Raw genomic sequence first — 26162 nt, 5'->3', positions numbered from 1 at the left:
ATATACCCACGACTAACGAAATAACACAAACCATTTACCTACTAAATTCTGCATAAATCTTCTTTATTTCTTACACTATAGCATATTCATGGGGATATATGGAACAAAAAAAGCTCTTGAATAATACCAAGGACCTAATTCAACGCAAAATTCAAAGTAGAGCTGAGAACATTCATTTATTTGGATAATTTTTGAATTTATTTTCAGATTCAAATTCCTCCACTGAATGAACTCAAATAAAGCCGCTAACGAAAGGATCACGTTACTACGGCTGATTGGTCTGTATGTAAAACAAGATCCCCTTAGTTTGATCACATAAGGGGGAATTTGTCCCATGTCTGCTGACCAGTAACAAACCTGAATGAGGGCTCGTTAATTCATATGATTGCAGATTGCCTCAGTTTAAATGAATTTATTTAACATCTATTAACTACTCTGTAAGCTTTGTAAATAATTCAGAAAACTTCGTGAAACTGGGTAATTACTCTCCCAAAAATATTGGTTTGCATTCTGCTCATCTTTAATAAAAAATAATTGTCTTTCTCTTGATGCTGATTCATTCAAATTATCCCTATGCAAACAAATAAATAAGTCAATTTGCTTGTCTTCTTTAAGTTTCCTTTGATAATAGGATTTTAACTCACTTGAATAACCATATCCAAATTCTGAAAACAGTGTTCTCTTCGCTACACGTGTTTTAAAAGCAAATAATGCTAATCGTATATGCTTAGTCTGCTCTCTCTTTCTAAAATAATTGTTTTTATTGCTCGTATCACGAATGTCTGATAATGCTAGATTACCTTTAACTTCTATCACCATTAAACAGTCAGAAGGATTTACAAGATATAACCCCTCCAACTCTCTTTTGTACATATTTTTCCTACAAACTAAAATATCGCATTGGGGACTTAATTCATCATTGCAAACAACAAAACCACTAACAAACTCTAACATGCCGAATCGTTCTTTCAGTTCTTTTAGCAATATATTTTCGCCACAACGTCCCATTTCAGCATTGTGTTTAAGTCGCTCAGCAATAAAATACTTACAGAACATTAATTGTTCCGAATACTCTTCAAAAATTTTGGTAATGTCCCCTTCCATTTTAGAAGAAACCTTGGGGGCTACATCATCAATCCGATCCATAACTACTGTTGGCGTATCATAGTCTATCTCCTCATAAACCATTTCTCTGTACCGATTAAACGATAGATCATAATCATTCGCTTCAATAACCGCCTTGTCCACCAAGAAACTCTGCTCAGTCGGTAAACAGTTAGTTTCTTCCTCAAGATTATGAAAGCCCGTAATAATATCAGTAATATCATTGTTCTGAACAAGAGATTGCTTAGCATCAAGTGAGAACCCGTCTGCCTGCATACGGTAAAACCAAACTTTATCTGTACCACCAGCACCTGTCTTGGTAAAAACAAGTACTGATGTACTTACCCCAGCATACGGCTTAAACACACCGCTCGGCAAGGAAATGACCGCCTGAAGCTGATGATTCTCTACAAGTTCCTTACGCAACTCTTTATATGCTTTCGTCTTCCTAAACAAAACGCCATCCGGTACGATACATGCAGCGCGTCCACCTTTGCGCAGCATTTGCAGGGAGAGGGCAACAAACAGCAGCTCAGTCTTTTTCGTATTGGTAATGGTCTTCAGATTATCATGGATGCTCTCGGCATCAACCGTACCAGTAAAAGGCGGATTGACCAAGATAACATCATATTTAGAAGTGATATCATTTTGTTTGGATACACTGTCCAAATATCCAATATTAGGATTATTGATGGAATGAAGCATCAGATTCATACTGGACAGACGCAGCATCGTACTGTCAGTATCAAAACCGCAGAACATGTCGCCTGCAAAATGCTCCCGCTGATCCGCAGTCATCTCTGACTCGTATTTCTCACGGATATATTCTGCGGAAGAGATTAGGAAGCCAGCTGTTCCACAGGCGGGATCACATATTTTATCAGTTGGTGTTGGCGCGAGCAGGCGCACCATCATATCACGGATATGCTTCGGCGTACGGAACTGACCTTTATGTCCTGCTGTAGATAGCTTGCTCAGCATGTACTCATACAGATCGCCTTGCATGTCTAGATCTTTGATATTATGCTCATACAGTTCATCCAGGTCGGTGACTATTTTCTGTAAAACCTGTGGGGTTGGGACGAGAAAAGTGGCATTCTGCATATAATGTGAGAATGCAGATGCTTTCTCACCGTTCATCTTTTTAATGAAAGGGAATATTCTGGTGCTTACTATTTCGAACATAATGTGGGCGTCTTTTGTCTTGAAATTGCTCCAACGCATAGACTGCCCGTCTTCGCCCTGTGGGAATATTTTAGGGATAGAAGCGCCACTGATAGCTTCAAAGCTCTCGTTTTCAGTTTCTTGTACATCCAGTGAACGGATGAACATTAAGCAGGTCAGCTGCTCAATTACAGTAATTGGGTTAGAGATTCCACCCGTCCAGATATGGGACCATATTTTATCTACTTTGTTACGTACTTCTCCGGTTAACATTAATCTTACTCCTGACGTAATTTAACTTACTTTTTATAATGAAATACAGCTACACCTTTACTTCGAAACAAGTATTACAAATTACTTATGGCAATTGTAACAAACAAAAATCATTAGAAAAAGATTTAAATCACTGAGCTTGAATTCATAAATAAAATTATCATTAATCGAAAAGACATACTCCCGATATATCAATACCATCGACTTCACGTACCTAATGTATGTAAATAAAATATATTCCCGCACTCAACCCTAAAGCGTTTTTTGAATGCAGGAACATATTCAAGTTGCTCTTGAATCCTCGTTCATCAATGCTTTTCCTCTCGATATATTACTACCACACACTCCACGTGCACCGTATGCGGAAACATATCCACGGGCTGCACTTCCAGTGTGCGATACCCGCCATCCTCCAGTATTCTTAAATCCCGTGCCAGCGTGCTCGGATTGCAGGATACATAGACCACGCGCTCTGGCTTCATCTCCAGAATGGTTTCGAGCAAGCGAGGATCGCAGCCCTTGCGGGGCGGGTCGACGACGATGACGTCGGCGGTGATGCCTTGCTCTTTCCAAGCGGGGATGACGTCTTCGGACGCGCCTACCTCAAACTTCACATTGCGCATATTGTTCAACAGCGCATTACTCCGTGCATCCTCAATAGCTTCTTTGACGATCTCCACTCCGTATACATGATCCGCATGTTGAGCGAGGAACAAGGAAATGGTACCGATACCGCAGTATGCGTCGATCACCGTTTCTTTGCCCGTGAGTCCGGCATATTCAACAGTTTTGCTATACAGCACTTCGGTTTGAACAGGGTTCACTTGATAAAAGGATCTCGCGGAAATAGCGAATTGGACGTTTCCGATGTAATCGTAGATCACGTCACGGCCCCATAGTACACGAGTTTCGTCGCCAAAAATAACATTCGTTCGCTTGGTATTCACGTTCTGGCAAATGCTTGCCACGTGTGGGATATGCTCACGAATACTGCCGATCCAGGCATCTGCGTGTGGGATATCTCGTCCATTCGTAACGAGCACCAGCATCATTTCACCTGTACGAAAAGCAGTCTTGACGACAACATGGCGCAGTAGTCCGCGTCCGGTTTCTTCATTATATGCGCTGATGCCCAGCGTCCGCCCAATTTCTTTGACACGCGCGACAACCTCGTCGTTACGCTCGTCCTGTATGAGACAGGTGTCCATATCCACGATACGATGACTGCCACGTGCGTAAAAGCCGCCGACAAGTCCGCCTTCGGTGACACCGATCGGCACTTGGGCTTTGTTACGGTACCGCCACGGCTCGTTCATCCCCAGCGTAGGGAGTACCTTCACGGCAGTTTTTTCACCTGCGATGGAACCTTCATTTCCTTCCACACTCAGCTTCCCGATACGCTCCAGCACGTCCACGACATGCTGGCGCTTCCAGCCTAGCTGCGCTTCGTAGCTCATATGCTGGATCTGACAGCCGCCGCACTGATCGTAGATAGCGCAGGGAGCTGCAATCCGGTCAGGGCTTGCCTGTACGATATCCAGAAGTTTGGCATAGCCATACTGCTTTTTCGTTTTCAGCACCTTTATCCGCACCTTTTCACCCGGCAACGCGCCTGGAACGAACAGCGTAAAACCCTCAACGCGTCCCACACCTTCGCCGTCATGGTTCATGCCAATGATGTCCATCACGGCTTCATCGTTTTTTTGCACAGGCAGATCGGTACGCTCTGCGCTGACTCGGTTACGATTGGATGCATCCTGACTCCGTCCACCACCGGAAGAACGACGCGATCCACGTCCCTTTTCCGATGTCTTCCGTTCCTTTTCCTGCGCACTTCCATTTCCGCTTCCAGCTCGAAGCTGTCCTTGTCCTCTTTCACTGTTCATCGGCACGGTCTTTTTCTCCTGATTCCCTTGAATGGGAGCTGCTGCATTCCGGCGGCTTTTTCCACGTCCGCTACGGTTAGTCGTCATTATAGATGTCACTTCTTTCTGATAATCTTTTCAAACCTGTTTATGCTCATGATTGGCATACAACCCCATATATAATCATACGGTCATCGCTCTACACATTAACACCAATACCGTGAACTCGAAAATGCCGTTACTCCCCACGGAGAACGGCAAGAACCGATATCGTCACAGCGAAAAATAACTTCCAACTCTACATTCCATATACTGTACTGTACTGCGATGAAAAGCGAGAACACTCACCGTCATTCCTTACCGAAAAACATTCAAATGCTGCGGCAAATTACGGAAAGTAGCTGGCAGGGTACCACCCAGTTCGCCATCCAGATTAAGCTGGACATAGCCGGGCGAGGTTACTTCCATGTAATCCGTTTTAAAATAAACAATCTTCTTGTCCTGCAAATGCTCACCACGCAGCGCGAGTGTCACCAACCGGATCATTTCCGCCAAATTACATTTGCGCACAGCGATCACATCGAGCAGCCCATCATCAATGGTCGCGCCGGGCGCCAGCTTTTCGAATCCGCCTACCGAGTTCGTATTAGCAATCAGGAAAAGCATGAACTCGTCGTGTATCACTTCCTGACCCGATGCCTTGATAATCAATTCTTGCGGGGCAAGGCTGACCATTTTCTCCACACCCTTAAAATAATAAGCCAACTGTCCAATCATCGTTTTCAGCTTACTGGGAACTTCATACGTAAGCTCGGTCAAAGTACCGCCACCCGCGATGTTAATAAAATAGCGGTCATTGGCTTTTCCGATATCCAGCGGCTTCGGATTTTGGCGAATAACCAAATCACAATAATCCTCCCACTGCCTCGGTATGCCCAATGCCCTTGCAAAATCATTCGTCGTCCCTAGCGGGAATACGCCCAAGGGCGGACGGTTTTCCTTTTCGGCCATCCCGTTAATAACTTCGTACAATGTACCATCCCCGCCTGCGGCGATGATCATATCATACCCGCGCTCAATGGCTTCTGCTGTCGCACGAGTTGCATCCCCTTCGCCCGTAGTTGCATGGCAAGAGGCTTCAATACCACCTTCATCCAGACGCTGCAAAATGTCCGCAAGGCGACGCTTCATTTCCTCACGTCCGGAGGTCGGATTATAGATCAATCTAGCACTTTTCATTCCCGTTACGCCACCCGTATATTTAATGATATTTATGTTTATATTCTCATTCATCATATTCACTCTATACAAAATATCATCATACTGGAAAAAGGCCTCTTTTACAATAAAAGAAGCCAATGCTTGCCTAAATAAGGAAATTTCAGGCTATGATAAAGCTGTAGCTGAAACAAGCGGCCTGTTGCTCAATCTTGCTTCTGCATTCTTTGCAGGAGTTCATGAATTTGCCCGTTCATCCAGCTTGTGAGCAGGGGATGCGGCAGCAGAGGATCTCCTGAATAACGGAATTCAAGCCCTTGTAATCGTCCAGGAATGATATGACTTGTAAAATATCCCGAGCTTAAAAAAAGCGGTGCCACAATAACATCATGACCCCGCTCCTGCTTCCAATACGCTACCTTATCATATACACTCTCAGGATTCAGCAAGGCATAGTCCGTTGCGATACTACTCACCCTTTGCACCGTACGGGCTAACGAAGAAATCCCTCGCTCCCAGCGCTGAAAAAAGCCATCATGCACACTGCCATGTCCCACAAGCAAAATAGTCTCTCTCGCAGGGTTGGCCGACAATGGGCTAACCTTGTCCCAAACCATGTGAGCCACATCTTCTCCATCATCCAGCGGACTGCCAAAATGCACACGCGCCTTGACTCGAAAAGGCTCCAAATCTGTTTCTTTGTCTGGCGTATCCTTGACTCCCAGCGCATAACTGATCTCGTCTACATGCGTGCTGCCGGACGACATAAATAAGGGCACAACCAGCAAATCTGTCACACCTCGGGCTTCCAAACGGTCAATACCATCCTGCATCAATCTTCCTTTAACCGTTTCCAAAAATGAAACCTCTAACGGCATGTCCTTCGGCAAATGAAGCTTTCCGGCTGCCTGATCCACCTGTTCCACCCAATACGACTCCCTTGAGCCATGGCTAATGACCAGTACCCCAGGGCTTCGCATTAGCGCCCCAGACGCTCAAGTGTCAATTTATACCCGTCATTACCATAGTTCAAGCAACGTTTAACACGTGAAATCGTAGCTGTGCTGGCACCCGTCTCTGCTTCAATCTGGTTATACGTACTGCCTTTGCCCAGCATACGGGCAACTTCCAGACGTTGAGAGAGGGATTGAATTTCATTAATTGTGCACAAATCATCGAAGAATACATAGCACTCTTCCAAATTTTTTAAAGTTAGGATGGCTTCGAACAATTGATCAATACTTTTATCATTAAGCTTTTTGAGCTGCATGGATTATCATCTCCCAAGGTTACGATCTATCCCCATTGTACCCGAGGAATAGTCGGTTTTTCAAGCGTTAACGATTTCACGCATCACAGAACAGCATTATTTTTCAGCAGGATCGTACTGTGCTTGAGCCCAAATCCGCTTTTATACCTGATTTCGGGACACGCGCCTAAACCCACTGTGCGTTTGTAACATACAGTAGAGTATCAACCTACAAAGGAATGTGATCTCATGCCTGGAAACTACTATCATCGGAGGCCGCCACAGCGTTCCCTTTCCGATCCGTATAATTCATCTTCGTATCCGGGACTCGACACGTACAGCGATGTTCCGCAAGTCGATTCCTCCGGAATCGTGCCTTATGAGGCACCATCAAGTATTACAGAATCCGCCGCCGTGGTCACACCTGATCCGGTCCCGGCCAAAGGAGGACTGCTCAGCGGTCTCGGCAACCTTGGTAACCTTCCCAATCTCGGCGAAATTAAAGGCATCATTGACCGTATGGGCGGTATTGACGGGATTGTCGCTACTTTCGGCAAGGTACAAAAGGTCATGTCCAGCGTGCAGCAGTTTGCTCCGATGGCGAAGCTTATAATGGGCGCGCTCCCAGCATTCGGCAAATCCGCGGGCAAAAATTCTGCAACGGAAATCGCCGAGGAATTGGATGAATACACACCACCGCGCCCACGCCGGAAAAAGACGCAGCGCAAAAGCACCACTACCCCGCGCAGACGTCCGCGCAAGCGCAAAAGAAAGTAGGCTATTTTATTTGAACCAGCCCCGACGCATAAACCAGATTACCATCGCCGCACTTAATATGAACATAAAGAACAGTACTCCAAAATAACCGTATTTCCAGCCCAGCTCGGGCATATACGAAAAATTCATACCATAGATACCCGCAATCAGCGTCAGGGGCATAAAAACAGTCGTAATGACGGTCAGCGTCTTCATGATCGAATTCATACGATTGGAATTTAACGAAATATAACTGTCTCTCAGGTCGGCTGTCATCTCGCGGTCGGCCTCCAGCATGTCGGTCAGCTTGAGCAGATGGTCATAAATATCTGTAAAATAGGCCATATGCTCTCCTTTCCCCTGCACATGCTGCGAATTAAGGACCCGGTACATCAAATCCCGCATGGGCACAATTGTACGGCGCAGCTTGAGCAACCTGCCTCGCAGGGCAAATACCTGCTTCATCAAGTCCTCCACCGATTCACGCCCGCCCAGGCTCTCCAGCTCTGCCAGCTCATCCTCAATCATGAACAAACTCGGGAAATAGTTATCCACCAGCTTGTCCACCACGGTATAAGCCGCAGCCAGCGGCCCACGCGACCAAATTTTGCGTTCATTGGCATGCTGGACAATCCGTTCCCAAGCCTGATCCAGCTCCTCCAGTTCATGATGATGGTATGTCACCAAAAAACGGCTGCTAATAAACATATCCACTTCTTCCGCATCCAATGTATCTACATCCAGCGCATGTACTACCAGAAACTGCACATCCTCGTAGTAATCCAGTTTTGGACGTTGCAGAACATGCAAACAATCTTCTACAGCCAACGGATGAAAATGGAAATAACTCGTCAGCAGCTCCGATTCATGATCGGTAGGCTCGCTAAAATCCACCCACATCCATATATAATCCTCCATGACGATCTGCTCCAGCGGCTGCCCCACTATTACCTGATGATCATGGCCTATAGTCAATGTACGTATCACCGTATAACCCCCTCGCCTAACACTACTGTCTTTGATTCCATTTACATTGTATATAAGCTATTCAGCGTTATACAAATCTCAAGTTCCATATTCATGCTTCATACAGCCAAATAAAGAAAAGGATATCTCCGGGCCATCACAATCCCCCAAGATATCCTTATAAAATATAAATCCAACTCAAACGATTTGTTCCATCTCTCTATCTGATATGGCAACCAAACCATTCTCTTTAGCCCAAGCTTCCGCTTCCTGATTTAGCGCCTTGCCGATGCCTTTATTACGATGTTTTGAATCCATCACAAAAACAACGATACGCGCATAATCTTCATTTCTTTCATAAAAGATATCAGAGTGTAACCCAACCATCCCCACCACAAGCGATACGATCATATCTCAACTTCATTTCCTCTACAGATGTAGGATAACCCAGCTCCTCCATCAAATAAGCCAAGGCCGGAATATCTCGTGATGAGCAGTCCTTATCTTCAAAGTAAGCCCTCCACTTATGAAAATAAACATCATAAAAGAACAACCACCTATGTCACGAAGTGCCACTCCGTGGTCGGATGGTGCTTCCCATCGCTGTTGCGCCCACTTCGTTCTCGTTCAACTCGTTGTATTCTTTAGTTCATTTTGTAAAAAAATCAAAATGAATCTACTACCAGAATATAATACTTACCTCGTTATTCCCCCAGCGCAGCAAGCACAGCGCTGCGCCAATTCCCTCCTCCTGCTCCACCCCAAAAGAGTGGGGCAGGCTTTTGTGAAAAAAGGAGGGATCAGCGAGTAGTAGCGCAGCGGTACATTTGAATCTGAAGAAGCGTCAGCGCTCGCCTTTGCCCCCGGATTTCTCCAGCCATGAGCTTATTCAGGAAATCCGGGGGCAACAGCGATCGTAAGATCAAATGGACCGCGGAGCGTCACACACGAGCACATCCCCGAAGACATCCACAAACCCCGCCCCACTTACAATACTTTCTCCAAGAAACTAATCGTACGCTCATTTTGCGGATTACCGAATACCTCTTGTGGCGTTCCTTCCTCCACGATGTAGCCGCCGTCCATGAACACGACACGGTCGCTTACTTCGCGTGCAAAACCCATCTCATGCGTCACGATCATCATCGTCATGCCTTCACGGGCCAGATCGTTCATGACGCCGAGCACCTCTCCAACCATTTCAGGATCAAGCGCCGAGGTTGGCTCGTCAAACAGCATAATATCCGGGTTCATGGCCAGCGCGCGTGCAATCGCTACACGCTGCTTCTGACCGCCGGACAACTGTCCTGGCAATGCATCTGCCTTATCGGACAAGCCCACACGCTCCAGCAGCTTTAAGGCTGTCTCCCGTGCCTCTGCCTTGGACTGTTTACCCAGCTCTGTCGGCGCGAACATAATGTTCTTGAGCACCGTCATATGCGGGAACAGGTTGAAATGCTGAAACACCATGCCTATATTTTCACGGACCTTGTTAATGTCCACACTCTTGTCACTCAAGTTGTAGTCATCCACGATGACCTCGCCTGCGGTAATTTCCTCCAGCATGTTCATACAACGCAAAAACGTGCTTTTCCCCGAACCCGAGGGGCCAATGACGCAGACAACCTCGCCTTCCTGTACTTGCATATCAATGCCTTTCAGTACTTCGTTACTGCCATAGCTTTTTTTCAGGTTCTTGACGATAATTTTACCCACGGCGAACTCTCCCTTCAAGACGATTGGAAATTTTGGTCAGGACTGTAATGACGATGAGATACATCACCGCAACCACCAGCCAAATGTCAAAGGATTGGAATGTCCGCGCAATAATAATCTTACCCGATTGGGTCAATTCGACCAGGCCGATAACGGACAAAATCGAAGTATCCTTCAACGTAATAACCAACTGATTGATAAACGACGGGATCATGATTTTCACAGCCTGCGGCAAAATGATTTTGAGCATAGCCGTCCGGTATGGCAAGCCAAGCGAACGAGCAGCTTCCATTTGTCCCGGATCAATGGACTGAATACCGCCACGGATAATCTCTGTCACATAAGCTCCCGCGTTCAGAGACAACGTCAGTACGGCTGCAACAAAGAGCGGCATTTTGAAATCCAGTGCCTGCGGAATCCCAAAGTAAATAAAAAAAGCAAGTACGATCAGCGGAATACCACGGAAAACATCGACAAAAACTGTTGCAATACCACGAAACAGTTTATTGTGACTCACCTTCATAAAGCCGAACACCAGACCCAGCACAAAAGCTACCAGCAGGGATACAAGCGTGTACAGCAGCGTATTTCCCATTCCTTTGATCAGCGAAGGCAGAGAAGCGGAAATGAGTTCCCAACGACCACGCTCTACAGGTGCCGCACCTTTGCCGGATTCGCCCAGGTATTTGGACATGATTTTGTCATATTCCCCGCTGTTGCGAAGATTCACAAGCCCTGCATTAAATTTCTCCACCAGTTCCTGGTTTCTGCCTTTATTGACAGCGAAACCGTAAGAACCGCCTTTTTCCTTGTCTGTCACAAGCTTGAGTCCATTATTCTGTGTCACTCCGTATGCCAACACCGGATAGTCATCAAAACATGCAACTGAGTTTCCAGTCTTAACCTCATCATACATTTGAGAGGAATCATCGAACGGAACCGTAGTAAAGCCATATTTGGCCTTAACGGACTCTGCGAACGTATAGCCTTCTGTTCCTGTTTTGACAGCGACACGCTGCCCTTTCAGGTCCTCATAGCGTTTAATCGTATCATTATCCTTACGGACCGCCATGACCACACCTGAATCAAAATACGGTTCAGAAAAATCAAATTTTTGCTTACGTTCATCTGTAATACTCATGCCGGCAATGACGCCGTCCACTTGATTCGTTTCAAGAGCCTGCACTGCCGCATTAAAGCCAAGAGGCTTAATGGTATAGTCAAAATTCTGATCCTTGGCAATAGCAGCTAGCAGATCCATGTCGATTCCGACAAATTTACCATCTACATCTTCAAACTCAAAAGGCGCGAACGTTGTATCCGTGCCAATATCATATTTTGTTTTGTTTTCTGCATGTGCCACTAAGCCAAAATTACCGGCCAAGGCAACCACAAAAAACAGACAAATCATGAGTGCTATTAGTTTTCTAGATTTTTGCATAAGTTCCTCCAGTCAGTTGAACGGTTCAAAGTTTTCTGTTTATTCTACAGGAGTTATCAAAAATTGACTACTTTGATGTCAGATATTTTTTTATAATGTTTCATGGATCTGTCTGGTCGGGTAAGGTTTAAAAGACCTGTTTTTTTACCCCTTTAATGCCAATAAGCCCCTGCCGCAAAAGCGGACGGAAGCTTATTGTGTATCCTATAGTGTGTACTTATTTTCCGAGAAATAATGATGACTAAAAAAGAATTTTGAAAATCAAACCTGACAATAAGGCAGAAATTGGAATCGTAATAACCCAAGTAATGACAATGCGACCAGCCAGCGACCAACGCACAGCGGAAAAACGCTTCGCAGAACCAACACCCAAGATAGCCGAAGTAATGGCATGAGTGGTACTTACCGGTAAATGAAGCAACGTGGCTGTGAAAATAACCGAAGCTCCGGAAATATCAGCGGCGAAGCCATTGATCGGCTCGATTTTAAAAATCTTGGTGCCCATCGTCTTGATGATCTTCCAGCCCCCAATAGACGTACCAAGCGCCATTGCTGTTGCGGCCGAAATTTTAACCCACATCGGCACTTCCAGATGATCCTGATAACCCGCCGAAACAAGTGCAAATGTGATAATCCCCATTGCCTTCTGAGCATCATTCGTACCGTGCGTGAACGATTGAAGCGCTGCCGTAATGACCTGCATCGTGCGAAAACCTTTATTCACCGTATGCGGACTGCGACGAGCGAAGATGTATTTTAAAATCATCATTACGATATAACCGATTACAAAAGCAATCAGCGGGGAGAAAATAAGTCCCTCGACAATTCCGATGAAGCCACTCCAGTTCAATTTCTCCGATCCGGCTCCTACATACACAGCCCCCGCCAGCGCACCAATCAATGCGTGGGAAGATGAGGAAGGAATACCGAACCACCATGTGAGCAGATTCCAGATAATCGCTGCGATCAGCGTCGCAATGACGATATCAATCCCGTTCGTAAGCTTGGTAGGGTCAGCGACACTGCCACCAATCGTCTTGGCAACCCCTGTAAACAATATGGCTCCGAGAAAGTTCATGACCGCAGCCATAATAATCGCACGACGCGGCGTCAACGCACGGGTAGATACCGAGGTTGCGATAGCGTTCGCTGTATCATGAAAACCGTTAATAAAATCAAATGCCAGAGCAAGAAAAATAACAATACCCAATACCAGTAAACTTGTATCCATGTAAAAGGACTCCCTTACGAGTTACGCATAATGATGGATTCCAGCATATTTGCAACATCCTCGCATGAATCCGTTGTCGTTTCTAGGCGTTCGTACAATTCTTTGCGTTTAATCAGTTCAATGGGATCAGTCACAGTTGCAAACAGGTTTTTGATGCAAATACGCAACAGCTCATCCCCCTGGTTTTCCAAATCATTCAGGCGAATGGTGTATTCACGGATGGCCAGCAGCTTCTTCTGTGAAAGCAAATGTACAGCCTTCTGAATTTCATAAGCCGACTGACGCAAAATATCAGCGAACTGCACAATATACTCGTCCGGCTCCGTAATGTTGTACATATAAAAACGAGAGGCCGTCGCTTCCAGACCGTCCAGCACATCATCCATGGTCGTTGTCAGTTCCATGATGTCGTCGCGTTCCAGCGGCGTAATGAAGGTCTTGTTCAGCTCAGTAATAATCGTGTGTGTGTAATCATCACACTTATTTTCATACTTCTTCATTTCATTAGTAAACAGAACCACATCTTGAAGATTTGAAGTATGTTGGGCAAAGTAATCGGCTGCTTGCACGATTGTATCTGCCATATTTTCCAACGTCTCGAAGAATATATCCTTTTTCTTCAATCTCATTAACGATTACCCCTTTACGAAAATATCCGCAACCTGTTTCGACTGCATTAGACAACCTTTGCTATCTTATCACACTCATCAATGTTTTTGTAAAGTTTGTAAAGGCAAATTTCACAATATTAAGTATACATTACCCGACAAGGAAGTGCATTATCCGACAATATCTACCTCAAAAGGTGAATTTCGCCTACTTTACTTCACTTCTACACTTACATGCTCGTTCAACGAAACGTCCGCAGGAACCACATGTATATAGGATGTACCTGGTACTAACGGAATTTCAACTCCATTTTTCATAAAACGAATGGCATCACCGGATGAATGCTGCCACTCAGCATGTATCAGCCGTCCTTGTTGAAACACCATGGCCTCTCCACTGCCATTCAGCTCAACGCTCAATCTGCCTACATCATCCAGCGTTTGGTGCCTGGTGCTCATGACAATGACATTGGCCGCAGAGAGCTGCTTGTTATTGTTTTGATCCACATGTGACTTTTCGTTCACAAAACGCTTGTATTGCTGATCTGACGGATCGTAGGTGTAAGATACCTTGTAGCTTTTAAGCAAAAAGCGGATTTGTAAAGATACTGCATCCCCGTCTCCCATGACCGAGGTTTCACCGGATTTAAGGTAGTTATATACCGGAACCACCGTCTGCCTGGAGTAGCCTTTGCTTTCGCTTCCTTGGCGAAGTCTGTTCACATCTGTGTACAGATTGTGTGGAGGACGGCGATCCTTGCTTCTCCAGAAGTAAGCTCCCCCATTCGAAATCTCATCCAGATGCTCCTTTCGTTTCTGCTGTAAAATCGCATAGGCATCTGTACTTCCCCCGGCGTGTATCGGCAACGCCCCATAAGTTTCACCCAGCTCAATCAAATAAGGCCGGATGCTGCGGACCGGACCTATTTTCACATCTCCGCCATGACTTTGGAAAAAAGCTACCAAACGGGTAATTCCACCTTCCGCGAGAACTTCATATACCATATCCGCCTCGCTAAGTCCCGCCTGAGGCCGTGCAGCTGGAGCGTTATTAATCATAATGGCAAGCGGTCGTTCCAGAACAGGCTGCTCCACCGGAAGACCCGTAAGCGGAGCTGTAAATGCCGAAATAGTCGGTTCCTTGGACGGCTCAAGCGCCTCCGGCTGTGTTTCTTGCTTAAGCGGTTGAGGTGCGGGTTCTGATTCACCCGATTTGGACAAAGCAGAACAAGACATTATGGTCATACATAGCAAAACCGAGGTCATCACACGCAACCATCGTCTTCGATTGAAAATGGGCCCGGACAAGTTCATCCCTCCAGTTAGACATTTTTTTCATTATAAGCGTTATTTCCTGTTTTTGTCTTGATTGAAACACCTCATCTCTATAGAATACTTATCTGAAGACATTAAAATTTAAAAAATATTCAGACTTTGTGATTTTTATCACAAATAACTGTAACTGAACCTAATACAATAAGGGTGTAGCAGAGATGATCATCCCAAACCAAATGAAATACAAACAACATTATAAGATACGAAAGAGGAGTGGTTTGAATGTTTAACAACTGGTTGCGTGAAAATAAAGTAGCAATGTGGCTGCTGACTGTAGTACGGGTTTATCTGGGATATGAATGGATGACCCATGGACTTGAGAAGCTGACTGGCGGATTCGATGCAGGCGGATTTATCTCGGGGGCCATTGCTAAAACAGGCGGAGAACATCCCGCTGTACAAGGCTGGTGGGGATCGTTCCTTGAGGCCTTTGCCCTGCCAAATGTCGGTTTGTTCAACGTACTGATCCCACTGGGTGAGTTCCTGGTCGGAGTTGGCCTGCTTCTTGGTACACTGACTACATTAGCTGCTCTGATGGCAATGGTCATGAACTTCTCGTTCCTATTCTCGGGTACAGTAAGCACGAATGCAATCTACCTGCTGTTTGAAATCTTCCTTGTCGTTGCTGGTGCAAATGCTGGACGAATTGGCCTGGATCGTTGGGTACTGCCCTTCCTGCGTGGACTGTTCCGTAAAAATAAAGATACCTTTCCAGCAGATCCTGCTCGAAAAATAGCTTAAGCTACCCAAAAAACAACCGTTATCCTCCGGGCTAATGGTTGTTTTTTTGTGCAGCAATGCTGCTGTGTTTTATACGTTTCGGCTTTGTGCAGCTACGATGCTCCATTCTGGCTTATAAGTTTCGTTCTTGTGCAGTTATGCTGCTGCCCCTCCTCCCGGTTTGAAATCCCCTTTTTATATCCGATTCATCATTTCCCCAAACGTTTACAAGTTGGATACAATCCGGAATGCTCACGATACATTCCCCCTATACACTACAGTTACACCAAAGAAAGCCATGGAGGGTTATATCATGAAAAAAATCACCAAAGCCTACCTCATGCTCGCGACAGTAACTTTCACAGTACAAACTATGGGACTGGGATATCCATCACAAGCCGAAGCAGCAGTATCGACTACAACAATGCCTCAATCGGAAAGTGTTCAAGGTATCTCCAAGACCTTCGAGCAACTGCTGCGTCAACCCGGCAAGCTACCTCAGGCATTCGCTTATTTGCAAAAACACATTCACTCCATTCCAGCCTCTCAAGCCACCATCATAACGCTTCATCTGGAAAATGCACAGACCAAGCAATTGGATTCTTATTCACAAGCCTTATACCCAGCTTCTGTTCAGACCAAAATCAATACTATTTATAAACCCGGCGATTCGTTCACAAATGTAATTAGCCGCACCAAAGATACGAGCCTGAAGAAATTACTGACCCAAACCAGAGATGCCGGATACAAACTGGAAACCGCAGAAGGCATGTATTATCCTGTTATAAACTATGAAAAATATAAAGTTTTCGGAAAGCACACCACGGCAGATATCCGCAGCTATATTGACATCATGGCAGTGGAATCTGGACAGACGGCTACCAAGGATGCCGCGCTGCATATCGGATATCAGCAGTTGTCTGGACGGGTGCTGGCACAGGAAGACTTTTTAAACAAATATCCACATTCCAACCGTACACTAGCTGTCAAAGAATTGCATGATCTGTACTATTTCTATACCTTCTACGGCACAAACAATACGCCATTATTCGATTACGATACCAAGAAGATTCATCCAAACGCAAAAAAAGGATATCAACTGGTAATTCAACGCAACAGTGGCTCAGCTAGTCCTTATGTACAAAAACTAAAAGCCTTCGTGGCACTACTGGATCAAAACGGGGATAAACATACTGCACAGGTATTCGACTGGCTGAAAAAGAACGTACCCACTTCCTGATCAAGTTTTACAGAAACACACCCTACAGTAACTCCCGTTATATACACAAAAGAACTTCCATTCCCACTAGCCATGTGGATTCGGAAGTTCTTTTTCACATTTACGTATCACGTTCTTGACCGAAAGCCCAACAATTGAGACTCAGTGAGCCCAGGACATAGGACTGAAAAAGCTTCTTTGCCGAGCGCTGGTCATCCGCAGCCCCCATCGCGTAAAACAGCGGTGAAAAATGCTCTATCCCATAAGAGGGAACCGCCTGTTTGGCATAAGGAGCCTTTTTGTCATATTGGAACAAATGACGCAAATTCCAGTCCTGAAGCTGCTGACCGATCCAGTCATCATATTGAACCGCCCAATCCGCAGGCTCATTCGTCTGCTTGAGTGTTCGCAAATTGTGGACCAACCCGCCGCTACCGATGATCAAAATGCCCTGTTCACGCAACGGTGCCAGCATCCGCCCAATCTCATACTGCTCCTGCGGAGCACGCCTAGAATCAATGGAGAGCGGGACGACCGGGATGTCCGCATCAGGATATATATGCCGCAAAACCACCCATGCTCCATGATCCAGTCCCCGGTTCCGAACCGGCTGGTGGAACAGGTTATGCTGACTGAATAGATGCTCTATCTCCTCATACAGCTTCGGATCGCCTGGTGCAGGGTAATCGAGTGTGTACATTTGCTCAGGAAAGCCATAGAAATCGTGCAGCGCTGCATGCTGATCATCCGCGCCGATACATTGATCAGCACTATCCCAATGCGCGGAAAAAATGACTATTCCTTTGGGTCGGGGCAGGCTCGCGCCCAGCTCTGCAAGAAAGCTGGTGTATGCATTGTTTTCTAAAGCCAGTGTCGGTGAACCATGCGCAACAAAAATTGAGGGTAATGTCATCGCTGCCAACCTCCACACGCCAGTATAGTGTTACTCTTCCATTTTACTCCGGTGGAGGCGCAATTTCCAATACAATACGTTACAGCCTGAAATCAGATCATCCAGTGCTGCCAATCCCTCTGAATATTCTCCTGCTCATCCAGCCATTCCAGCGTCCGGTCGATCAACCGTTGCCGTTCTTTACCGGAAGAGAAGGTGTGATCTCCCTGAAAAATAATTTCTTTGTCGCAACGTCCCTCTGGACGCATCCAGAATACCTTTTGAAACAGGAATGCATAGTCCACAGGAATGATATCATCCGAGGTTCCGTGAATAACGAGCACATCCCCGTTAAACTTGACAGCCTCCTGAAACGGCTGGAACTGGGCAAGCGATTCAAAATAAGTAGGTGTGAACTTGTAGCCCAAATAGTCGGCCTGACCGCTTTTCACGGATTCATCGTACACGCTCCGCTCCGTAATTTTAACAATGTCATTGAACGGGTAGCCGACCGCCGACCAAAGCACCAGATTTTGTACTCTCTTGTCCCGTACCGCTGTGAGAAGGGCCACCGCGCCACCCAAACTGTGACCGATCAGCGTCACCTTGGTCGGGTCGATGTCTGCACAATTCACGGCATAATCGAGTACGGTACGTGTCTGGTTAATCATCGACTCCAGCCCTTGCTTGCCGTAATCACCCGTGCTTTCCCCGCAACCGGCAAAATCAAAGCGCAGGACAAAATATCCCCCTTCCGCAAGCTCACGTGCAGTCTTTACGAATAACCGATCTACCCCAATACGATTGCCCACAAATCCGTGGCATATCACTACGAGTGGTACCCGTCTCTGACGGTCTCCTTCATTCGGATTGCTCGGATAATGAATCGTTGCGGCCAGCTTCTCATTTTCAAAGCGAATTCCAATTTGCCGTTCCATCATGATTGTCCCCCTGTTTCAAGCTTCACCGTCACCAAGCTGCTATGCTGCATGGGCAACCCTACCTTGCGAAGCTTCTTGTAATGATTACTGATTGATAATTAATGATTTAAAGCGAATATGTCAAACGTATATTGTAACATGGATGCACAGTAAAATATCCATTCACTTTAATTCCGATAAGTTTAATAAGTTTTATAGTAAAGTCAGTCTATCATTGCCCTGCTTCCTTGTCAACCTGTCAGTTATAACGGAGAAAAAGGAAACAAATGGCGCTCCCCGCAACGATAACGAAGAACGCCATATTGCATTACTTGGTGGGAAAATTAACTTCATCCAGCAGACTATTCGTAGCTGTTCCTGAACATTTCGTGGGTCTCCGTGCGCCCCTCCCATTCCAGTCTGCAAGAGGCACCGCTATTCTGATCCTCATACCATAAGCTGCGGTAGCTCTCTTCGCCCAGATCACCTGCAAACTCGGTATCCTGAGCCCATTCAGCATCGTCCAGAATACGGTACGTCGGGAATGTCCCCTGAACGTTCTGATGACTCACGTTCACAGGCAAGGCCTCCACGCTGTTTCTAACTGGAGTGGCTTCCAGCCGTTTATTAACCGTATAATCCGCTTGCTTATCCAGCTTCATAATGCCACATCCTCTCCACATTTACATTCAGGATGCTCCGCGTGCTCACCCTTTATCCAGTTTGAGGAGAATGCAGCGGTAATATACATTGCGCAGATAAAGCCTTTTGCCATCCGCAGCTTACTCACGTATACTGTTTTTGTTACGTATTGGCGGTTCCGCCAGACCGGAATACGCCCGCAAAGCAGGAGGAAGAAATGAATAAAGCCAAAAATTATACGCTTATTGCATGGATTGCCTTGTCCATGTTTTTTTTGACACAGGCGATCATCGGATGGTTTGTAACGTTCACAGGCGGAGATGTTGCTCCTTTTGAAAAAGTTAACCTGTCCACCCTGATCATCATCGCCGCAGGGGCCATTCTGCTGGTTGAAGCGCTGATGAATTTTATGGACCGCCCGGAGGAAGGAGAGGAAGCACAGCAAGACTATACGCCTGTGAAGCCCCGCATAGACCTCAAGTCCATCTTGATGTATGTCGTGTTAGTCGTGGTGATTCTGGTCGCAGGGTTGGCCCTGCGCCGCGTACTGCCCGTGTTCAGCATTTCACCCTGGGTGAATCTGATCCTTGCCGCCATCGGCTTTATTGGACTCAAGCCGATTTTTTTGCGCAAAAAACGTTCATAACTCGCAATCCTCATTTATACCGAAGCTGCCCGATTTTTGTTCGCGGCGGCTCTTTTGGTTATTTTACAACTCCTACAACTCCCCATTACGATCGGCCCTGTCTTTTCTGTCGTGTTTGCAGCCCCGGAGTTGTGCCATACTGGCGCTTGTACAGCCGTATAAAATAATCTATCTGGCATCCGACTTGCAGCTTAGGTGTTCGCCAAAAAGCCGTATTCCCCGCCTGTAATAAGTGCATTGGGAATACGGCTTTGATGTACGTTAAAGCTTATTTGGAAAAGAGTTGCTCTGCATTATCCAGAGCGATTTTGTGTCCCATTGCCGAATAGTCCAGCCAAGGCTGTCCGTCCAGCATGTAGACATGGCCCTGCTTCACTGCTTTGAGTCCTTGCCATACCGCGTTTCCTTCCAGTTGTGTGTACACCTTTTGGGCATCCGCGCCTTTACTGATAATGACAAAGATCGCATCGGCATCATAATCCGGCAAAACCTCCTGGGATACGACCTGATATGCCTTGTTGATCTTTTCCACACCCTTGGCTGGCTTCAAGCCCAAATCCTGATACAACAGCGGTCCTACCGGGCGCTTCATGCCCATCACACGGACTTCCTTCGCCGTAACACGAATAGCCATTACGGTTCCGTCGCCGATTTTTTGATGGATCAGCTTTTTAACCCGTTCCTGTTGGGCATCGTAATCTTTCAGGAAAGCGTCCGCCTGCGCTTCATGCTTGACCATAACAGCTATTTTTGTCAGTTGATCCTTCCATGTGCCCTCGTCCAGATCAAAGACCTCGGTTGGCGCGATTTTTTCATACTTGGCTACATCGGTTCCCGAATATTTTTTGTCTAGAAAAATATGGTCAGGTTGCAGTTCCAACACGGCTTCCATATCCGGGTCTGTGACAACGCCCAGCTTGCGGGTATTTTGGAGACGATCTTTTACATGGGGTAAAAAGTCCTTAACATCTCCACCGATAACCGAGCCAGCCGGGATAATACCCAGCGCCAACAGATTGTTCGTCAAATGAATGGACATGGAAGCAATGCGCGAATCCGCGCTGACCGTTTTCTCACCGTTGTCCGCTGCTTTCGTATCGGCAGCTTTGTTGTCTGCTGCTTGTCCACAAGCGGACAGCATCACCATACATAAAATAAGAACCATGCCCACCCATGAACGCTTGAATCCATTTTTTTTCATCGTTATTCCTCCTATGTCATAGAAGCTCCAACTAAAATGATCCATATAGAAAGCTTCTGCTTGTTGGTTTATGTACCTGTTCCATCTGTCATTTTCCATCTGTCATTTCGTACGGGACAGCAAAAATAAAAAATACGGAGCCCCTACCACAGCAACCACCACACCCGCCGGAATCGCATTCGGCTGAAACACAGAACGTCCAATCGTATCCGCAGTAACCAAAATGACGATTCCGACAAAGCAAGCAACCGGCAGCAAATGCTGATACATTGGCCCAACCAGACGGCGAGCCAGATGAGGCGCAATCAGCCCAATGAAACCAATGCCTCCAGCCATAGACACACTAGCGCTGGATAGGGCCACGGCTGCTCCCAGCAGCAACAGACGCTGCCGTTTCACACTCGTGCCGATTCCAGCCGCCGTCTCGTCGCCCAGCGACAGATTGTTCAGGCTGCGCGTCTGTGACAGAACGTAGGGCAGCACAATAACAATCCACGGCAGCAAAGCCGCCGCATGTATCCAGTCCCGGCCCCATACGCTGCCAGCCAACCAACGTGCGGTGAACGCGTAAGTATCCTCATCGAGTCGCAAGGACCAATACAGCGTTATCGCGCTGAGGCCCGAGGCTACACCGATGCCGGACAGGATCAGACGCACAGGCACGATTCCTCTGTTCCGGTTATAGGACAACAGCACAATCAGCACCGCCGCCACGACACCTCCTGCAAAAGTAAACAGGGGGATCAGCACGGCTGCCGATCCTTCAAGATCGCGAAAGAAACTGACGAACATCACCAGTCCTAACGCAGCCCCTGCATGCAGCCCCAGCACCCCCGGGTCAGCGAGTGCGTTCCGCGACAAGCCCTGCATAACAGCCCCGGCTGCTCCCAATCCGGCCCCGGCCAATACCGTTACAACGATACGCGGCAGACGGTATTCGAACAGGACGATATGATCACGCCCGCTGCCACCACCAAACAGTGTATCCAGCACACGCAGCGGTGGAATACGAATCGTTCCGGTATTCAAACTCAATACAATGACGGCAAAGCTGATCGCCGCCAAAGCCAAGCAGACGATCAAAGCCTTTGCCCTTCTTGCATCCCCGGTTCCTAAAGAGCGACTCATTACAAATCCCTCCTTTCCTTACGGGCAAGAAAGAGGAAAAAAGGCACTCCGATAAAGGACACCATAATTCCAATAGCGAGCTCCTCGGGCGGATTCGCCATTCTCGCCCCCAAATCAGCCAACACCAGCAGCACAGCTCCCAATAACGCAGACAGCGGTACGATCTGGCGGTAATCCACACCAATCAGCTTGCGGGCGATATGCGGAATAACCAGCCCTACAAAACCGATGGCCCCGGCTGCAGACACGGACAATCCGGCCAGTACCACCACAGTCAACAGACCCAGCAGCCGGATACGCTTGAGATTTAATCCAAGATTCAGCGCCACCTCATCGCCCATCGAAATCAGTGAAATAGAGCGTGCCAGCCCCATAGACCAGGCGATCACAATCAGCAAAATCGGCGCAAGAATCTCAAGCTGTGACCATTTGATCCCTGCGACACCGCCCGCATACCAAAAGGCTAAATCCTGACTCAGATTAAAATAAATCGCAATTCCCGAAGTCATAGAGCCTAGCAGAGCAGCTGTCACTGCTCCGGATACGGTCAGTCTCATCGGCGTCAATCCCCCGGGCGCGGAAGCTCCCAGACCAAATACCAGCAAGGTGCTCATCAGCGCCCCGAGGAACGACAATACGATTAATGTCCCATAAGGAAGGTTGGGGAAAAAGGCAAAACTTACAGCGACCACGAACATCGCTCCTGCGTTAATGCCCAGCACACCTGTATCTCCCAGCGGATTGCGCGTAATACCTTGGATAAGAGAGCCTGCTACCGCCAGTGCAGCTCCGATGACAACCGCCCCCAACACACGCGGTAATCTTAGCTCATGAATGATCTGATGTGTCATCAATGAACGATCATAGTGAAATATCGCCGCCCATACCGTGCCTAAGGTCAAGTCCTTGGCTCCAAGGGAAATCGCGGCAAACATGACCAAGGCCAGCAACACAGCAGAACCTATGAATAGCAGCGCCTGCCGAATCCGGCCCGCCCGGAGTAAAGGACGGGCTACCAAGGCTACTTCGGGAGCTGTGCCTTCTGTCCGAGCCGCATGTTTGTCCGTTTTGCCTTTAAACTGCATTCGTGAGGTCACTCCCTCCATACCTGAAAACCACCATACGCTCATGACGATGGCGATAATGATAATTATTATCAACTTGATTTATAATAGCATGTTTCTATGACATTGCAAGCCAAAAACTGTTCCTCCTATGGAGGAACAGTTTTTGGATATACCTAGGTAAGATCGCTATATGGATGACTCCATGCAAGCCACATTTTTTAGTACGTAGGCCAACCTGCGGAGTCCCATTTCAGATCACTAATCAGCAGCTTTGGATTTCCGTTATCAGTCGCATCATAGGCATGACGCGCAATCACACTATTGTTATAAATAGACTGACCGCCCGGTCCCTTCCAACGGTCATTCCCCGCATCCAATACGGTTCCACCGCCATCCATCAGATTTTTACCACTCTTGTCCACATAAGGTCCAGTGATACTGGTGGAGCGACCATAAATAATTTTGTAATTACTGTTTACACCCTGGCAGCAGTTATCAATAGAAGCAAACAGATAATAATAACCGTCTCGGTATGTAACATGTGGAGCTTCCAGACCGCCAGCGGTACGCTTCGCTATGGAATAAATCTGCCCCGTAGGCTTCATCGTATTCTTGTCCAAACGTGTGATTTTCAGGCCTGTGTTCCAGGAACCGAAGGAAAGCCACGGGTTACCGGAAGCGTCAATGACCAGATTCGGATCAATGGCATTATAATCGTTAGAATCCGTCGTACGCAGTACTAGTCCATCATCTCTCCAGCTTCCCGCGCCAATGCTCGTTGCTGAAGTCAATCCAATGGCCGAAATGCGTGACCCGAAAGTAGAAATGGAATAGTAAACCCACACACGTCCATTGTACTTTTGAGCATCCGGTGCCCATACATCATTAGTCTTCTGCTTAGGTACATACGATTTCCACCATGATGGCGGTGACAGGAATATTTGCGGCAATCTGTAAAAATTGCGTCCATCATCTGACCTTTGTACCTGTATTCCCTGACCCGTAGAGAAAATATACCATGCATTGCCTTCCTTCGTGATGGATGGATCATGTACCGCCACATCGCCAGTTAATGCCCAATGCTCTGCCGATGCGGATGGCATCACAGATAGCAACAACGCAGCCGAGGTTACGGCGGCAAACGCCGTCCGGGCTATTTTACCCCGCACTGATTTTTTCCAAGATTTCAACATTCTACGCACCTCCGAAATAGTTTCATATGATAGAAATCATTTGACACACATATTACATTAGTGTTTATACTTATGAAGTTACATATATATTAACCTATCAATCTCATTTTTGTAAACGCTTTATTTCAAATAAAAAGAAATTCATAAACTACGCATAACGTTATGTACTCTGGAGCGACTGGAATCGAATTTTGCAAAATCCTGATACAAAAAAGGAGCCCGCAGGCCCCTTCTTAAATCAGCATATTAAACAGATTTTCGTTTTTGTTCAGTTCTGTGTATTTAATCCCCTTGCGGCTCATTCGTTCAATTAAAGGAAGATAGTCTTCCTTGTGAAACAGTTCAATGCCGACCAGCGCGGGGCCGTTCTCCTTGTCGTTCTTTTTCGTATACTCAAACCTTGTAATATCGTCGTCCGGTCCAAGCACATCCTGAAGAAACTCACGAAGCGCCCCTGCTCTTTGCGGGAAATTCACCATAAAATAATGCTTCAGTCCTTCGTAAATCAGGGACCGTTCCTTAATCTCCTGCATACGGTCAATATCGTTGTTGCCACCGCTGACGATGCAGACAACCGTTTTGCCCTGAATCTGTTCACGATACATATCCAATGCTGCTACAGGCAACGAACCCGCAGGCTCCACAACAATCGCATTTTCATTATACAGCTCCAGAATCGCGGTACACGCCTTGCCTTCCGGCACCTTCACAATATCGTCCAGGGTACGTGTACAAATGTCATACGTTAACTGACCGACACGCTTAACAGCAGCCCCGTCAACGAACTTGTCTATTTGCTCCAGCGTAACCACCTTGTTCAAACGCATCGCTTCCGTCATTGACGCTGCGCCAAGTGGCTCCACACCGATTACCTTGGTGGACGGACTGACCGTTTTGAAATACGTGCCTACGCCTGCCGCCAAACCGCCACCGCCGATGGTCACGAACACATAATCTGCTGGCGTATCCAAACTTTCCATCACTTCCATCGCAATCGTACCGTTGCCCGCTATAATTTTCGGCTGATCAAACGGATGAATAAAGGTCATCTCCTGCTCGCTGCACACCTTTATGGCCTCATCATAAGCATCGTCGAACGTATCCCCGGTCAAAATGACCTCCACACTGTTGCCGCCAAAGCGACGAACCTGCTTCACCTTCTGATTGGGTGTTGTGCTCGGCATGAATATTTTGCCGTGAATGCCCAGCGCATTACATGAAAAAGCCACACCCTGCGCATGATTACCCGCACTCGCACACACGATGCCCTTTTCCATTTGCTCGGGAGTCAGGCTGCGAATCATGTTGTAGGCTCCACGGATTTTAAAGGACCGTACGACCTGGAGATCCTCTCTTTTCAGATACACGTTACAGTTATATTTGGCCGACAGGACGGCATCCCGCTGCAAAGGTGTACGTACAATCACCTCACGCAGCATATGATGCGCCCGTACAATATCCTCCATGCCGACGATTGACGCCATCGGGGCCGGATCGGTTTTCTGGGTTTCTGTTGGTTCCATAGGTTCTCCACGCTCCGCCTGAATATGTCTGTATTTGAAATCTTTCAAATATCATACCACGTTTACCTACAGCTTGTGCAGGTCA

24 protein-coding genes and 1 pseudogene are annotated in these 26162 nt (G+C 46.9%); 4 read left to right on the top strand and 21 right to left on the bottom strand.

The features are described 5' to 3' along the window. Positions 1 to 426: 426 nt before the first annotated feature. The 6 genes and pseudogenes from ACWXW9_RS25830 to ACWXW9_RS25805 all read right to left on the bottom strand — a co-directional run bounded on the left by ACWXW9_RS25830 (position 427) and on the right by ACWXW9_RS25805 (position 6894). The gene (locus ACWXW9_RS25830) at positions 427 to 1056 is read right to left on the bottom strand and encodes a DUF6602 domain-containing protein (RefSeq protein WP_494931752.1); all 630 of its coding nucleotides are present in this window, start codon (positions 1054 to 1056) and stop codon (positions 427 to 429) included. Between the two features lie 42 nt (positions 1057 to 1098). Continuing rightward, positions 1099 to 2541, bottom strand: a pseudogene (locus tag ACWXW9_RS25825) (class I SAM-dependent DNA methyltransferase); the annotation flags it as partial. A 308-nt stretch (positions 2542 to 2849) separates the two neighbouring features. After that, entirely contained in the window at positions 2850 to 4514 is a 1665-nt protein-coding gene (gene rlmD / locus ACWXW9_RS25820; RefSeq protein ID WP_494931742.1) for a 23S rRNA (uracil(1939)-C(5))-methyltransferase RlmD, read from the bottom strand. Positions 4515 to 4763: 249 nt separating this feature from the next. After that, entirely contained in the window at positions 4764 to 5645 is an 882-nt protein-coding gene (locus ACWXW9_RS25815) for a diacylglycerol kinase (RefSeq protein WP_404521052.1), read from the bottom strand. A gap of 185 nt (positions 5646 to 5830) precedes the next feature. After that, positions 5831 to 6604: a sirohydrochlorin chelatase gene (locus ACWXW9_RS25810; protein WP_494931741.1), complete on the bottom strand. Its 774-nt coding sequence runs from the start codon at positions 6602 to 6604 to the stop codon at positions 5831 to 5833. Continuing rightward, a complete protein-coding gene (locus tag ACWXW9_RS25805) occupies positions 6604 to 6894 on the bottom strand; it encodes a YerC/YecD family TrpR-related protein (protein WP_014279885.1) in 291 nt (96 codons plus the stop codon). Before ACWXW9_RS25805 ends, ACWXW9_RS25810 begins: the two co-directional genes overlap by 1 nt. Positions 6895 to 7122: 228 nt before the next feature. On the opposite strand from ACWXW9_RS25805, the gene ACWXW9_RS25800 reads away from it, so the two are divergent. After that, a complete protein-coding gene (locus tag ACWXW9_RS25800) occupies positions 7123 to 7650 on the top strand; it encodes a tyrosine protein kinase (RefSeq protein ID WP_494931740.1) in 528 nt (175 codons plus the stop codon). Positions 7651 to 7656: 6 nt separating this feature from the next. Here ACWXW9_RS25800 and corA read toward each other — a convergent pair whose 3' ends face one another. From corA to ACWXW9_RS25765, 7 genes are all read right to left on the bottom strand, one after another. Then, complete coding sequence (corA, locus tag ACWXW9_RS25795) at positions 7657 to 8616, bottom strand: magnesium/cobalt transporter CorA (protein ID WP_431090398.1); 960 nt, start codon at positions 8614 to 8616, stop codon at positions 7657 to 7659. A gap of 177 nt (positions 8617 to 8793) precedes the next feature. Next, positions 8794 to 9006, bottom strand: coding sequence for a GNAT family N-acetyltransferase (locus tag ACWXW9_RS25790; RefSeq protein WP_494931739.1), 213 nt, complete (start codon positions 9004 to 9006; stop codon positions 8794 to 8796). Positions 9007 to 9582: 576 nt separating this feature from the next. After that, positions 9583 to 10311, bottom strand: a complete 729-nt coding sequence (locus ACWXW9_RS25785; RefSeq protein ID WP_494931738.1) for an amino acid ABC transporter ATP-binding protein — start codon at positions 10309 to 10311, stop codon at positions 9583 to 9585. Next, complete coding sequence (locus ACWXW9_RS25780) at positions 10304 to 11752, bottom strand: amino acid ABC transporter substrate-binding protein/permease (protein ID WP_494931737.1); 1449 nt, start codon at positions 11750 to 11752, stop codon at positions 10304 to 10306. The genes ACWXW9_RS25785 and ACWXW9_RS25780 overlap by 8 nt, the downstream gene beginning before the upstream one ends. A 241-nt stretch (positions 11753 to 11993) precedes the next feature. Continuing rightward, a complete protein-coding gene (locus tag ACWXW9_RS25775; protein WP_014279878.1) occupies positions 11994 to 12983 on the bottom strand; it encodes an inorganic phosphate transporter in 990 nt (329 codons plus the stop codon). Positions 12984 to 12997: 14 nt separating this feature from the next. Then, a complete protein-coding gene (locus tag ACWXW9_RS25770) occupies positions 12998 to 13612 on the bottom strand; it encodes a DUF47 domain-containing protein (protein WP_014279877.1) in 615 nt (204 codons plus the stop codon). 192 nt (positions 13613 to 13804) lie between these two features. Beyond that, positions 13805 to 14905 (bottom strand): DUF3048 domain-containing protein, encoded by a 1101-nt coding sequence (locus tag ACWXW9_RS25765; protein WP_494931736.1) that lies wholly within the window; start codon positions 14903 to 14905, stop codon positions 13805 to 13807. A gap of 243 nt (positions 14906 to 15148) precedes the next feature. On the opposite strand from ACWXW9_RS25765, the gene ACWXW9_RS25760 reads away from it, so the two are divergent. Both ACWXW9_RS25760 and ACWXW9_RS25755 read left to right on the top strand, forming a co-directional pair. Next, positions 15149 to 15667, top strand: a complete 519-nt coding sequence (locus tag ACWXW9_RS25760; RefSeq protein WP_044647040.1) for a DoxX family membrane protein — start codon at positions 15149 to 15151, stop codon at positions 15665 to 15667. Positions 15668 to 15959: 292 nt separating this feature from the next. Continuing rightward, entirely contained in the window at positions 15960 to 16886 is a 927-nt protein-coding gene (locus ACWXW9_RS25755; protein WP_494931735.1) for a hypothetical protein, read from the top strand. Between the two features lie 100 nt (positions 16887 to 16986). Here the strand turns inward: ACWXW9_RS25755 and ACWXW9_RS25750 are convergent, their stop codons facing one another. From ACWXW9_RS25750 to ACWXW9_RS25740, 3 genes are all read right to left on the bottom strand, one after another. Beyond that, a complete protein-coding gene (locus ACWXW9_RS25750) occupies positions 16987 to 17778 on the bottom strand; it encodes a dioxygenase family protein (protein ID WP_192512931.1) in 792 nt (263 codons plus the stop codon). 92 nt (positions 17779 to 17870) lie between these two features. Beyond that, positions 17871 to 18695, bottom strand: a complete 825-nt coding sequence (locus ACWXW9_RS25745) for an alpha/beta hydrolase (RefSeq protein ID WP_494931751.1) — start codon at positions 18693 to 18695, stop codon at positions 17871 to 17873. A gap of 344 nt (positions 18696 to 19039) precedes the next feature. Continuing rightward, positions 19040 to 19339, bottom strand: a complete 300-nt coding sequence (locus ACWXW9_RS25740; protein WP_494931734.1) for a hypothetical protein — start codon at positions 19337 to 19339, stop codon at positions 19040 to 19042. 197 nt (positions 19340 to 19536) lie between these two features. On the opposite strand from ACWXW9_RS25740, the gene ACWXW9_RS25735 reads away from it, so the two are divergent. After that, a complete protein-coding gene (locus ACWXW9_RS25735) occupies positions 19537 to 19965 on the top strand; it encodes a hypothetical protein (RefSeq protein ID WP_494931733.1) in 429 nt (142 codons plus the stop codon). 268 nt (positions 19966 to 20233) lie between these two features. On the opposite strand, the gene ACWXW9_RS25730 is transcribed toward ACWXW9_RS25735, so the two are convergent. The 5 genes from ACWXW9_RS25730 to ilvA form a co-directional block, all read right to left on the bottom strand. Then, positions 20234 to 21166: an ABC transporter substrate-binding protein gene (locus ACWXW9_RS25730; protein ID WP_494931732.1), complete on the bottom strand. Its 933-nt coding sequence runs from the start codon at positions 21164 to 21166 to the stop codon at positions 20234 to 20236. Between the two features lie 102 nt (positions 21167 to 21268). After that, positions 21269 to 22294: a FecCD family ABC transporter permease gene (locus tag ACWXW9_RS25725; protein WP_283654709.1), complete on the bottom strand. Its 1026-nt coding sequence runs from the start codon at positions 22292 to 22294 to the stop codon at positions 21269 to 21271. Then, positions 22294 to 23313, bottom strand: coding sequence for a FecCD family ABC transporter permease (locus ACWXW9_RS25720; protein ID WP_494931750.1), 1020 nt, complete (start codon positions 23311 to 23313; stop codon positions 22294 to 22296). The genes ACWXW9_RS25725 and ACWXW9_RS25720 overlap by 1 nt, the downstream gene beginning before the upstream one ends. 266 nt (positions 23314 to 23579) lie before the next feature. Beyond that, positions 23580 to 24554, bottom strand: coding sequence for an arabinan endo-1,5-alpha-L-arabinosidase AbnA (gene abnA, locus ACWXW9_RS25715; RefSeq protein WP_494931731.1), 975 nt, complete (start codon positions 24552 to 24554; stop codon positions 23580 to 23582). 233 nt (positions 24555 to 24787) lie between these two features. Then, positions 24788 to 26077 carry a threonine ammonia-lyase IlvA gene (ilvA, locus tag ACWXW9_RS25710; RefSeq protein WP_494931749.1) on the bottom strand — a complete coding sequence of 430 codons (1290 nt, stop codon included), beginning with the start codon at positions 26075 to 26077 and terminating at the stop codon, positions 24788 to 24790. Between the last annotated feature and the right edge of the window lie 85 nt (positions 26078 to 26162).

It is taken from the genome of Paenibacillus sp. LT-B23, from assembly GCF_059417685.1.
Note: the sequence above shows the minus strand (reverse complement) of the source record. Positions and strands in the feature narration are given on the sequence as shown.